The 12,484-nt window shown below is 70.4% G+C and carries 10 protein-coding genes; 4 read left to right on the top strand and 6 right to left on the bottom strand.

All coding sequences use genetic code 11. The features are described from left to right. Window positions 1-73: 73 nt before the first annotated feature. Window positions 74-1,939, top strand: coding sequence for a DNA mismatch repair endonuclease MutL (gene mutL, locus OV208_RS39700; RefSeq protein ID WP_267579182.1), 1,866 nt, complete (start codon window positions 74-76; stop codon window positions 1,937-1,939). Here mutL and OV208_RS39695 read toward each other — a convergent pair whose 3' ends face one another. Beyond that, a complete protein-coding gene (locus OV208_RS39695; RefSeq protein ID WP_267579181.1) occupies window positions 1,940-2,359 on the bottom strand; it encodes a YciI family protein in 420 nt (139 codons plus the stop codon). A gap of 356 nt (window positions 2,360-2,715) precedes the next feature. Between OV208_RS39695 and OV208_RS39690 the strand changes: the two genes are divergently transcribed. The 3 genes from OV208_RS39690 to OV208_RS39680 all read left to right on the top strand — a co-directional run bounded on the left by OV208_RS39690 (window position 2,716) and on the right by OV208_RS39680 (window position 5,216). Then, on the top strand, window positions 2,716-3,453 hold the full coding sequence (locus OV208_RS39690; protein ID WP_267579180.1) for a hypothetical protein: 738 nt from the start codon (window positions 2,716-2,718) through the stop codon (window positions 3,451-3,453). Between the two features lie 131 nt (window positions 3,454-3,584). After that, window positions 3,585-4,601, top strand: a complete 1,017-nt coding sequence (locus OV208_RS39685) for a tetratricopeptide repeat protein (protein ID WP_420715096.1) — start codon at window positions 3,585-3,587, stop codon at window positions 4,599-4,601. A gap of 99 nt (window positions 4,602-4,700) precedes the next feature. Next, window positions 4,701-5,216, top strand: coding sequence for a hypothetical protein (locus OV208_RS39680; RefSeq protein ID WP_208726451.1), 516 nt, complete (start codon window positions 4,701-4,703; stop codon window positions 5,214-5,216). A 7-nt stretch (window positions 5,217-5,223) separates the two neighbouring features. Here the strand turns inward: OV208_RS39680 and OV208_RS39675 are convergent, their stop codons facing one another. The 5 genes from OV208_RS39675 to OV208_RS39655 are packed head-to-tail and all read right to left on the bottom strand — an operon-like array spanning window position 5,224 to window position 12,479. Then, window positions 5,224-6,861 carry a carboxypeptidase regulatory-like domain-containing protein gene (locus OV208_RS39675; protein ID WP_267579178.1) on the bottom strand — a complete coding sequence of 546 codons (1,638 nt, stop codon included), beginning with the start codon at window positions 6,859-6,861 and terminating at the stop codon, window positions 5,224-5,226. Next, window positions 6,858-7,442 (bottom strand): hypothetical protein, encoded by a 585-nt coding sequence (locus OV208_RS39670; RefSeq protein WP_267579177.1) that lies wholly within the window; start codon window positions 7,440-7,442, stop codon window positions 6,858-6,860. The genes OV208_RS39675 and OV208_RS39670 overlap by 4 nt, the downstream gene beginning before the upstream one ends. A gap of 20 nt (window positions 7,443-7,462) precedes the next feature. Then, window positions 7,463-9,361: a sigma 54-interacting transcriptional regulator gene (locus OV208_RS39665; RefSeq protein ID WP_267579176.1), complete on the bottom strand. Its 1,899-nt coding sequence runs from the start codon at window positions 9,359-9,361 to the stop codon at window positions 7,463-7,465. Between the two features lie 20 nt (window positions 9,362-9,381). Beyond that, window positions 9,382-10,371, bottom strand: coding sequence for a tetratricopeptide repeat protein (locus OV208_RS39660; protein ID WP_267579175.1), 990 nt, complete (start codon window positions 10,369-10,371; stop codon window positions 9,382-9,384). After that, window positions 10,368-12,479 carry a serine/threonine-protein kinase gene (locus tag OV208_RS39655; RefSeq protein WP_267579174.1) on the bottom strand — a complete coding sequence of 704 codons (2,112 nt, stop codon included), beginning with the start codon at window positions 12,477-12,479 and terminating at the stop codon, window positions 10,368-10,370. The genes OV208_RS39660 and OV208_RS39655 overlap by 4 nt, the downstream gene beginning before the upstream one ends. Window positions 12,480-12,484: the final 5 nt, after the last annotated feature.

Genomic DNA, 12,484 nt, shown 5'->3' with positions numbered 1-12,484 from the left:
CCGGAATGTCAGCCGCGTGCGGCCGTGATGTTCTGGACAACGTCATCCAGGTGGCGGAGGGTCGAAAGTCGCCATGTCCCGAATCGCGCGCCTGAGCGACGTGCTCATCAACAAGATCGCCGCCGGCGAGGTGGTGGAACGCCCCGCGTCGGTGGTGAAGGAGCTGTGCGAGAACTCGCTCGACGCTGGCGCGCGCACCGTGCGCGTGGAGCTGGAGGGCGGAGGTGTGGGCCGCATCACCATCTCCGACGACGGCCACGGGATGAACCGCGAGGACGCCACGCTCTGCCTGGAGCGACACGCGACCAGCAAGCTGCGCGAACTGGACGACCTGTTCCACATCGACTCCATGGGGTTCCGGGGCGAGGCCCTCCCCGCCATCGCCTCCGTGTCCCGCTTCACGCTGCACACCGCGGAGCCCGAAGCGCACGAGGGCACGAAGATCCACGTGGAGGGCGGTGGGCCGCCCACGGTGGAGGACGCGCCGCCTCGCGTGGGCACCGTCATCACCGTGGAGGACCTGTTCTTCAACGTGCCGGCGCGCCGCAAGTTCATGCGGCAGGGCGCCACCGAGCTCAAGCACTGCGAGGAGTCCGTGGTGCGCCTGGCGCTCGCGCACCCGGAGGTCGGCTTCTTCGCCACCCACGAAGGCCATGAGCTCTTCGCCAGCCCCGCCAGCGAACATGATCCGCGCGAGCGCATCGCCGCGGCGCTGGGGTCCGCGTCCTTCCCGCACCTGTTCCCGGTGGAGGAGCGGCGGCTGGGCGTGAGCGTGACGGGCTACCTCGCGTCGCCGGAATACACGCTGCCCAACGCGCGCGGCCTCTACACCTTCGTCAACCGCCGCTACATCCGCGACCGCGGCCTCATCAGCACCGTGCAGCGCGCGTTCCAGGACTTCCTGCCCGCGGGCCGCCAGCCGGTGGTGGTGCTGCACATCGACGTGGAGCCGCGCGCGGTGGACGTCAACGTGCACCCCCAGAAGCAGGAGGTGCGCTTCGCCGACGCCCGGGGTGTGCAGGACGCGGTGAGCGCCGCCCTCTCGCGGGTCCTCCGCGCGTCCCCCTGGCTGGGCACGCCCGAACAGCAGGCCGCCAATCCGCTGCCCCGGGATGCCGCGCACTACGCGCACGCCGTGGAGCGCTTCCTCACCCGCGCCCAGGAGGCCACCTGGGGCGCGCCGCTGCCCACCGCGATGGATGGCCCGGGACCCTCGCAGCCCGCGCGTCCGCTGAGCCCGTCCTACTTCGCTCCTCCTGGAGGTGGCGCTCCGGGGCCGTTCCCGGGCCCCGCGATGCCGGGCCGCACGCTCGGGTTCGGTGAAGCGCAGCCGCAGCTCAACGAGGCCCCACCCCCGGGCTACTTCGTCGCGCTGCGGCCCATGGGCCTCTTGGGCAGCCGCTTCCACGTCTGCGAAGGCCCTGGCGGCACGCTGGTGGTGTTGGATCCGCACGCCGCGCTGGAGCGTGCCCGGCTCACCGCGTACCTGCGCCGGTTGGACGACGGGGCGAAGGCCCCCGCGCCGTCGCTGTTCGGCACCACGGTGGAGCTGTCCCTGGCCGCGGTGAAGTCCCTGGTGGAGGGCCGGGAGGCGCTGCTCCTGCTGGGCGTGGACGTGGAGCCCTTCGGAGGGACCGCCCTTGCGCTCAAGTCAGTGCCTCCGGGCCTGGAGGGCGTGGATCCCCGCGCGCTCCTGGAGGCCCTTTCGCGCGCGCTGCCGCCTCGCAGCGCTCCGCTGGATGTCACGAGCCTCGCGGAGGCCGTGCGCGTGATGGCCTGTCACGCCGCTCGCCGCGCCTCCGCCACGCCGCTCACCGACGCGCAGCTTCGCGCGCTGCTGGGTGAGCTGGACCGCGCGGACTTCACCCCACCGTGCACGCACGGCACGGTGGTGGTGTTGGAGATGCCCCTGCTGGAGCTGGAGCGACGCGCCCGCTGATCAGGCCTTCGCGGCGATCTGCGCGCGCAGCGCCTCTTCCTTCGCCATCAGCTCACCCGTGGGGTCGCTCGGCGCGAAGTCCTCCGCGGAGGCCACCTGGCGGATCTCGATCTCCCCGTCCTCGAAGGGGACGCGCCGCGCCCAGGCAATGGCCTCCGCCTTCGACTTCACTTCGATGATCCAGAAGCCGGCGACCAGCTCCTTGGTCTCCGTGAACGGACCATCGACGACGGTGGACTGCTTCCCCGAGAAGCGCACCCGCGTCCCCTTGGAGCTCGCCAGGAGCCCTTCGCCTGCGAGCAGGATGCCGGCCTTCACCAACTCCTCGTTGTACTTCCCCATGGCGACCAGTTCCTCGGTGGTGGGGAGCTTGCCGACTTCGCTTTCGGGACTGGCCTTCACGAGCATCATGAAACGCATGGGATTGCCTCCAGTGAGCGGGAAGTGTGCCCTCCCGCGGGTTCATAGGTGCGTCGAACGAGGGGAGGGGAGATCGACACGCTGGATTTATTTTTCCTATCGTTCACTGCAGGCCGCACATGCGACGCCTCTGGGCCAGCTCCGCTCCTACGATGGGGAGCAGTGCGTGCGCCGGGCAGTCCAGGGCGACGGGGTGCCGAACCCCTGCTCGAACGCGGTGCTGGCTCGCGGCGGTGGCTTCACTGTGCGCGCGCCGCCGCGCCCGGGCCGGAATGTTGACGGGGCAGGGGTGGGGGCTACGGTGTGCCACACGCCTGTAGCACCGGACCGCGCCTGTCGCGCCGGCAGAAAGATCCGTGTCCTCCTCCGTGATGCTCCGCCGTGCGCCCCTGCTGCTCGCCCTGCTTTGCTCGCCCGCCTTCGCCCAGGAGGAGGGAGGAGGTGACGCGCCCACCAACCTGGACGGCGTGGGCCGCGTCACCGTGGAGGCCGGCTACCGGCTGACCTCCAACGCCACGCTGTACGAGTCCTGGTACGGCGCGAAGGGACCTGGCGCGGGCCTGGAGCGCGCGCCGGAATCCTCCGGTGCCCCCGTGGGCGCGCTGACGTTCGCGTACGCCGTGTCGGACATGGTGGAGCTGGGCCTGGACCTGTTCGGCACGATCCAGAACCTGCGCCTGACCGAAGGCCTGAGCGATGGCACCACCGTGTCGCGCAAGGTCAGCACGCTCTCGTACGGCCTGCTCGTGGGCCTGCGCTTCCAGGGCGTGCTGGACATCGGGCCGCAGGGGCTGGTGCCGTTCGTGGGCCTGCACACCGGGCCCACCGTCACCTCCTCCAAGCGCGAGGGCTCGGCGCTCCAGGAGAACGTGGGGCAGGCCTGGGTGGGGTCGCTCGGCGCCACGCTGCGACTGTCCGCGAAGTGGGGCATCACCGCCGAATACCGCCTGATGTTCCTGCGCGGCCCGGTGGAGTCGCCCGATGCCGCGAGATTCAAAGGACCCTTCAGCTTCAGCAACGGCGGCAATTGGTTCTCGCTGGGCGTGACTTATACGTTCCCACCGGATCCGTCCCGGCCGCTGCCGACGTTCTAATCACTCCCAGGACACGGCGATCCGGGCAGGCAGGCACGCAGGCATCCAGGCGGTCGGGGAATGACCGTGGCGGACAGCTCTGTTGGGGAGCGGAAAAAGAACCCGCCCCTCATCCAGGAGAGTCCCCTAGCATGCGTGAGTCGGCCGAAGTCATTTCCGGTCCCAGGAAGATGTCCATGCCCCCCTCTGAATCGCCGAAGACCGATCTCGAGAAGGAGCTCTCAGAGCTTCGCCGGGAAGTCATCGAATCGCGCAACCTCGTCATCAAGACGGACAACCTGCTGAAGAACCTCCACGCGGAGGTGAAGGCGGTTGGCAAGCGTCACGAGGACTTCCAGAAGCGGCAGTGGCTCTCCTCGGCGGTGGCCTACGCGCTGTTCGCGATTCTCGCCGTCGGTGGCGCCGTGTTGGTCAGTGGCGCGCGCAGCTCCAGCTCCACCAATGAACGCGAGCGTCTGGAGAAGCAGGTCGCGGACCTGAGCACCCAGTTGGAGAAGCAGCGGGGCGACGCCACCGCGCACCTGACAGCCCAGCGCGCCGCGGGTGAGGTCTACAAGATGATGACGACGCTGCCCGGTGACGAGCGCCTCAAGGGCATCGACGCGCTGGTGAAGCTGGACACGCAGCGGCTGTCCTCGCTGGAGCGCCAGGCCCTCAACGACCGCGCCGCCGCCCTGCGCCGCGAGACGGGCGACGCCGCCTTCGAGCGCGGCAAGCAGGCCTTCCGCCGCAATGAGATGAACGGGGTGGTGTCGGATCTGTCGCGCTTCCTCGCCATGAACCCCGGTGAGGCGGATGCGTTGGACGCGTCCTTCTTCCTGGGCACGGCGTACAACCAGCTGCGCCAGCACGAGAAGGCGGTGCCGCTGCTGGCCCGCTTCGTGGACGGCGACAAGAAGTCCAAGACGCGCGACTACGCCATGCTGCTGCTCGCCCAGTCGTACCAGGAGACGGGCGCGTACGATAAGGCGGCGGACACGGTGCGCGACGCGCTGGCCACGTACCCGGCCACCCAGTACCTGTCGCAGTTCCGCGGCCGGCTGTCGTCCGCCAAGCGCGCGGCCTCCGGTGGTGACGCCGCGGCCCCCGCCGGTGTTCCTGGCGCGGCGGTTCCTGCCGCCCAGACGGCCGCTCCCGCGGGTCAGTAACCGGAATTCCCGGGACTGCTGCCGGGGGCCGTCCGCCCCTGGACGGCGGGAAACGGAAGCATTGCCACCCGGGGTCCAGGGTCGTAAGACCTGGACCCCGTGTCCGCTCCCGAACCCCGGAAAGACCCCCGCTTCCGCAGCTTCCGTGGCGCCGCGTATGGGGTCCACATCACGCTGTCCACGCTGTTCTCGCTGTGGATGATCTGGAACGTGGGGCACTCCGTGGCGGCGATGACGCCCGAGCGACCCCCGGCCGTGACTCCGCCGCTCACCGTGCGCGAGTGTCTGGACGCCGCGGACCGCCACTGGAAGGACCTGGAGGCCGAGCGCGAGAAGCTCGTGCACGTGCTGCCCGCGCGCAAGGTCGACCAGGAGTGGATGCGCTACCGCACCGAGTGGCTGACGCGCCTGCGCAAGTCCGAATCCGAGTGCGCGCTCGACTCGCGCGACCCGGCCCGGGGCGAACTGCGCGCCGTCTACAAGCAGCTCGCGAAGGTGCAGGACCTCTACACCATCCACGCGGTGCAGTACGCGAGCGAGGTGGGCGGTGCGGTGGACGCGCTGCACGCCGCCTTCGACACCGCGCGCCGCGACAGCAACAGCAAGCTGCCCTGAAGCCGCTTTAGCGTGTGGGCAGCACGGTGGAGTACCGCCCCGTGCTGTCGGACACCGTCTGCGCCAGCAGCAGCGACGCGGGCCGTCCCGCCACCGTCACCACGCGGAAGAAGCGCACGGACGCGTTCGCCGCGATGCCGTCCGGCGCCACCGCGGGATCCGGCGGCAGGGTGATGCGGCCGCTCAACGAACGTCCCCGCGACAGCGTGAAGGGTACCAGCTCCAGTTGTTCCTCCTCCTGTGTCCGGGGCGGCACGGAGACGAAGCGGCTGACGCGCGGCAGGTTCTCCCCGGGCAGGAAGTCCAGCCGGTACTCGCCTGGATCCAGCTCCAGCCGGAAGCCTCCCAGCGCGTCGGTGGTGAGGGGGACCTCGAAGCCCATGGGTGGCTGGGGCCAGCCGGACAGGGCGCCCACCGGCTCCGCCACGATGCGCACGCCCGACGCGGGGGCGCTGCCGTCGGGCTGTCGCACGGTGCCCGTCACCGTCATGCGCGAAGGACAGCTCACCTCCGGCAGGGCGGTGTCTTGTGGGGGCACCGTCACTGGCTGGAGCGTGAGGCGTGCCGCGGACGTGGGCGGCGGGACGATGACCAGCGTGAGCGGAGCGTCGGGTGCGCCGGGCAGGGACTGGAGCTGGTAGCGGCCGTCCTTGTCCGTCAGCACGGGCACGCCCTGGAAGGTGCCGCCGCCGTTGACCCGGCCTTGCATCGAGACGCGGGCCCCGGCGATGGGCACCCCGCGTGCGCCCTCCAGCACCCGGCCCTCCACGCGCACCGGCGTCCCCGGGTTGCCCAGCTCCAGCGTCGCGAGCGGGCCGTTGGACGGCTCCACCACGAAGGTCTTCGAGGGCAGCAGGTCCCCGGCGTTCACCGGCGACACGCGCAGGAGCACCGTGGGGCGCGAGGCGTCCTCCACGCTGAGCGCCAGCCGGAACGCCCCCGTGGCCCGGGTGATGCGCGCGCGCTGGGACAGGGGACGCAGCAGCTCATCCAGCGCCTGCACCTCCAGGTCCGCGTCCACGCGCTGGGTGCCCTGGAGCACCAGCGTCCCCGCGAGCGACACGAGCCGGGCCGGCCCGGGCAGCTCGAACGCCACCGAGCCCCCAGTGCCCGGATCCACCGACGTGGTGCGCAGCAGCGGGGGCAGGGTGGGATCCACCGGCGTGAGCGTCACCGTGTAGTCGCCACTGCCCACGGGCAGCATCCACGCGCCGTTGTCCGGGACGAGCGTCGTCTCGTACCGCCGCGCGACGCCCGGGATGAGGCGGGACTCCCCGGTGGCGAGCAGGTGGATGGGCTCGTGGTAGGCGACCGGCGTCGTGCCGCCGTCCGTGTCGGGGACACTGCCCCGCGACACCTCGCCGCGCAGGCGCACCGGGCTGAACAGCTCCAGGTTCTGCTCCGGGCGCAGCCGGTCCACCGGGAAGTCCTGCGCGTGCAGCCCCGCCCGGGGGTGGGCCTGCACCTCCACGACGATGTCGCCGCCGGGGTTGCCGCAGCCGTCCACGAAGCACACCTGGCCCGCGGCGCACTCGGCGTCGGAGCGACACACCAGTTGATCCGGCGGCTCGTCCTCGGGAAGCAGGCCACATCCGGCCCCCGATACCCAGAGCGCCAGGGCCAGGGTCCGGAGCGCGCGCCTCACTGGCAGTCCCCCGCCACGGTGTTCACCACCCACGAGTACGAGGTGACGAAGCCCGGGTCCTTCACGATGCCGCCGTCCGCGAGGAACACCTCCTCGGGCGGATCCGGCTGGCGGTTGGTGAGGTGCCGGTCCGTCACCAGCGCCTCCACCAGGTGGAGGCCCGGCGTGCCCAGCGGGTTGTTGGCGGAGCGCAGATCCATGTGCAGCGTGCCCCGGTCGTCGCGGCGCGGCTGGCCGGTGTTGGCGAGGACGATCTGCCGGTAGAAGCCCACGGGGTCGGACGGGTTGTAGTCCACGTACCACTCCACCGTGAGGCGGTCGTCCACGTCCGGGTCCTCCACCACCACGCCGAAGTCCTGCGTGCAGGTGCCCACGCCGAAGGCGCGCAGGATTCGCTCGGAGGGCTCCACCTGCTCCTCCACGATGCGCGGCGGCCGGTTCTTGAACTGCGGCACGCCCTCCAGCAGCGCTTCATCCTGGGGGATGAGGCAGCCGGAGCCCACCGCGAGCGAAGCCGCGCCCAGGCCCGCCATGAGCGGCTTGAGGATGCCCCTGTGCTTTCGCGTCGCGTGGGGATTCATGGTGGGAAGGCAGATGGAGCCTACAGCAGTTCTTCCCCCTCCTCGGGGGGCAGGGGCCGGCCCGTCTTCTCCGCCTCCAGCTTCTCCAGGTGGCGGAAGATGGTGCGTGGATCCACGCCCAGGTCCTTGGCCGTCTTGGTGCGGTTGCCGTTGTTCCGGGCCAGCACCTCGTTGATGTAACGCTTCTGGAACTCTTCCTTGGCCTGGAGCAGCGGCATGATGGGCTCCAGGTTCTCTGGCTTGAGGTCCAGGTCGTCCGGGCCGAGCAGCGGCTTGTCCGCCAGCACCACCGCCTTCTTCAGGCGGTTCTCCAGCTCGCGGATGTTGCCGGGCCAGCCGTACTTCTTCATCGCCACGGCGGCGGCGGGCGTGAAGCCCCGGGCCTTGGCGCTGAACTCGCGCGAATACTTCTGGAGGAAGAAGCGGCCCAGGACGATGACGTCCTCGCCGCGCTCGCGCAGGGGCGGCAGCTTCACGGTGACGACGTTGAGGCGGTAGTAGAGGTCCTCGCGGAACGCGTTGCGCTTGACCTCTTCCTCCAGGATTTTATTGGTCGCGGCCACCACGCGGATGTCCACCGGCTCGCCGCGGTTCTCACCGACCTTGTAGACGATCTTGTCCTGGAGGGCGCGCAGGAGCTTCACCTGGAGCTGGAGCGGCATCTCCCCGATTTCGTCCAGGAAGAGGGTGCCACCGATGGCCGCCTGGAACTTGCCGGGCCGGGTGGCCACCGCGCCGGTGAAGGCGCCCTTGGCGTGGCCGAACAGCTCGCTCTCCAGCAGGTTCTCCGGGATGGCGCCGCAGTTCACCGTGATGAAGGGGCCCTTCACGCGCGGCGAGCGGCGGTGGATCTCCCGGGCGATGAGCTCCTTGCCGGTGCCCGTCTCTCCGGTGATGAGCACGGAGATGTCCGTGGGGGCGATCTTGTCGATGCGCTTGTACACGTCCCGCATGCCCTGACAGGCGCCCACGATGTCGCCGTAGCGCTGATCCTCCAGCTTGCGGCGCAGCTCCGAGTTGTCGAGCTTCAGGTCGTTGACGAGCAGCGCGTTCTGCAACAGCAGCGACGCCTGCGCCGCGAACACCGTGAGCATGTCCAGGCTCTTGGGTTCGAAGCGGTTCACCAACCTGTCGTTGCCCACGTAGAGCACGCCGAACAGGTCGCCCTTGTGCATCACGGGCACGCACATGACGGAGTGGACCTTGAGGTTCACCACCGACTCGCTGGCCTTGAACTCCGGCGCGTCCAGCGCGTCCGCGACGATGATGGCGCGCTGGTCCTTCACCACCTTGGCGATGATGGAGTCGGACAGCTTCTCCACCGCGTCCTCGATGTTCTCTCGCGCCACGTTGCGCGCGGCCTTCACGCGCGGCTCGCCGCTCTCCATCAGGATGAGGAAGCCCTTGTCGGCGCGCGTCACCTCGATGGCCTCGTCCAGCAGGCTCTCCAGGATGCGGTCCACGTCGTAGGTTCCGGACAGCCGCTCGCTGAACGCGGTCAGCCGCTTGAGCAGCACGAGCTCGCGGCCCGCCACGCCGGGCAATTCGGACGTGTGCGAATCCGAGGACTGCGCGGCCGCGGCGGAGAGGGACACCTCGCGCTCGGGGATCTCCCGGCGCACGGATTCGCGGGGGGCGTCCTCGCGGGAGAAGGTGAGCTCGGTGCCGCCCACCTTGACGACATCGCCGGTGGACAGCGCGTGGTTGTCGCGCCGCTTGCCGTTGACGTGGAAGGTGGCGCCCAGGCTGCCCACTTCGTAGCGGGTGCCGTCGTAGGTGACGTGCAGGGCGTTGGGAGGAACGCTTCCGTCCTCCAGGGGCACGTCGTTGTCGGGTCCACGTCCCAGGCTGGTGATGCGCTTGAGCAGGGAGACCGTGCGGACCTTTCCATCGGGGGTGCGGACGGTGAGGCTGGCCATAAGCGGGAGGGTGTCCGGGGCTAGAACGTGAGGGAGAGACCGGCGCCCAGCCCACCCCGGGTGGAGTAGAGCCGCAGGCGCGGGGGCGGAACCATGGAGACGGCGGGAGGCTTCGGCTCGGGGCGGGATTCCACGGTGGTGCTGGTCACCACCTGATCCTCGTGGTGGTAGACGGCGTCCACCACGCCCAGCGTGTACACGGTGTAGAAGCCGGTGGCGGACGCCAGTTTCAGCAACTGCCAGGTGTCCGCCTGCCGGGCGCGGTCGGTGGGGATGAAGCGCACCGGAATGGAGGCGCGGCCGTCCTCGTCCAGGACGTTGTCCAGGGTGATGAACCGCTCCTCGAAGAGCGAGTCGTACGCGAAGAACGCGATGATGCTGGTGATGGCGAGCGCGCCTTCCGTGGCAGCGAAGACGATGCCCATGCTGTTGCGGCCCTGCTGGAACTGACCGGCGCCGAACGGGACGAAGTTGACCAGGAAGTTGCGCTTCTCCACGGTGCGCACCGTCACCTGGCGGGCCAGCTCCTCCGCGCGGCGGCGCTGGGTCTCCAGGGCAACGCGCTCCTGTTCGCGGCGCTCGGTCTCCGTCTTCTCGCGCTCCAGGCGCAGGCGCTGCTCCTGGCGGAGGAAGTCGCGCTCGCCGGCCATCTGGTTCTTCAGGTCCTCGAAGAAGGCGACGGCCGGAGGCGGGACGACGAAGGGGTCCAGGCTGAAGTCGGGATCCAACCGGAGCACGGCGCGCAGGTGGCGCTCGGCTTCCTCGGTGCGGTTCAGGTTGAAGGCGGACAGGCCCGCCAGCTTGTGCAGCTCCACGAGGTCTTCTTCCGGCAGGTCCCCGCGGTCGATGCGTTGGCCCGCGCGCTCCAGCACCTCCGCGTACTTGCCGTATTCGAAGGAGGAGCGCAGGGCGGCGACCTCCGGATCCGCGCTGGCCATCTGCGCGCGCGCGGACGCAGGGCCCATGAGGGCCAGCAGGAGCAGGAGGATGCGCAGCGGGCCACGGCTCATTCGGACGACAGGCTCCCGCGAAGGGTGGTGGGCTTGCCCGGCTCCAGCAGCACGACGCGCTTCTCCGTCTTGTAACCGGGCGAGGTGATCTCCACCTCCACGCGGTGCTGGAAGCTGGCGGGGCCCCGGGGCGAGCGGATGTCGAAGGGATGCTGGACGCTGTCGCGCGCGGTCTTCTCCACGTCGCCCACGCGCACGATGGCGTCCGGCGGCTGGTAGTCCATGGTGAGCTGCGAGGGCTTGAGCAGGGCGCGCAGCCGGAAGACGTTCTCGCCCTCGGGCTTCACGTCGATGGTCTCCGTCGCGTCCTCGCAGTACCCGCACGAGACGATGATGGTGTGCTGCCCCGGCGTCACGTGCACGTCGTGCTGCGCGAGCTGCTGGGTGCTGGCCGGGCCGCCATCCACGCGGATGGAGCCGTAGGGACGCACGAGGATGGACACGGGCATCCGGCCCGAACGGGCGTGCTTCCCCATGGGGTCGTCCGTGGGCTCGACGCTGGCGACGAGCGGCTGACGCGGATTGCGCTCGGTGGAGGAGGGGAGACCCGTGCCAGGAGTGCTGCCGTTCGGCGCGCGAGGCGTCGTTTCGGGATTGAGCGGGGGGACCAGGGTGTCGCGGCCGGACGTCGCCGGCCCGTTGGAGCCCTGCGAACCGGTGGCCTTGCCCGTGGGCTCCAAGCCCGTGGCTCCGCCCGGGATGGCTGTTCCTTTGGGAGCGGGAGTGGATCCGCCCGCGCCCCGCGGATCGGTGGATCCGCCAGTCCCCTGCGCGCCGTTGGGTGCACCGGTCGGAGTGCCAATGCCCCCGCCCGCGGCCTGCGAACCCGCACCCACGGTTCCATCGGGTGCGCCGTTGGATCCGCCCTGGACCCGCGGATCCGCCGTGCCGGCAGCCGTCGCGCCGCCACTCCCAGGGCTCCTGTCCTGGGTCGTGGCCTGATCCGCGGCCTCATTCCGCGCGCGGTTCCACTGCCACCCGCCCACGCCCAGCGCGATCGCCACGCCCACCCCGATGCCCGCGCGCAGGCCCCGGCGCCGCCATGTGCGCCGCCGCTGCTGACGCTGGATGCCCTTGAGCAGCCCGAGCGCCCGCTGGTTCGTCGCGTCCAGCGCGAGCACGTGGTTGAGGCACGCCAGCGCGCGCGGCGTCCGCTTCTCCTGGAGCTGCCGTTCCCCGCGCTCCAGCAGCGCCGCGACGATGCGCTGGCGCGCCAGCCGCTGGTACGACGGCGGATCCGCGAAGAAGGAGATGAGCTCCTCGCCCACGCGGGAGAACCCCAGCCCCGCGAGCGCATCCGCCAGCGCGTCGCGCAGCTTGCCCGCGTTGGGATAGCGCCGCTGCGGATCCCGCTGGAGGCACGTGGCGCAGATCTCCGCCAGCTCGTCCGAAAGCGCGGGCACGCGGCGGCGCGGATCCTCGTACGTCCCGTCCAGGATGCGCTTGAGCGTCGCGGTGGTGTTGGACGCGGTGAACGGCAGCCGGCCCGTCATCAGCGCGTAGAACATGATGCCCAGGCTGAAGACGTCCGCCTCCGGCCCGGCCTCCAGGCCCTCGATGAGCTCCGGGGACATGTGCGCGGGCGAACCCACCAGCGCGCCCGTCACCGTCATCCGGTCCTCGATGTCCAGGAGCCGCGCGATGCCGAAGTCCATGAGCTTGAGGACCCCGTCCTCGCGCACCATGACGTTCTCCGGCTTCAGGTCGCGGTGGATGACGCCCGCTTCGTGCGCGTGCGCCAGCGCCGCCGCCAGCTCGTGGATGATCATCGCCGCCAGCTCCGGCGGCTCCATGGGCCCGTCGTCCAGGTACGTCTTGAGCGTGCGGCCGCGGATGTACTCGGTGACGATGAAGGCGTCGTGCGCCTCCGCCGAAGAGAAGTCGAAGACCTCCAGGATGTTCGGATGGTGCAGCTTCGCGACGGCGCGCGCCTCGCGGGCCAGTCGGCGTCGGGATTCGTCCTTGCCGGCCAGGTGCGGGTGCAGCACCTTCACCGCGACCTCGCGGTCCAGGGCGGTGTCGAGCCCCTTGTACACGACGCTCATGCCCCCGGAGCCCAGCTCCTCCAGGATGCGATAGCGACCGATATGGCGGCCGACGAGCGACATGGCGT

The organism is Corallococcus sp. bb12-1, assembly GCF_026626765.1.
Taxonomy (GTDB): Bacteria; Myxococcota; Myxococcia; order Myxococcales; family Myxococcaceae; genus Corallococcus; species Corallococcus terminator.
This window is presented reverse-complemented; position numbering and strand designations above follow the sequence as displayed.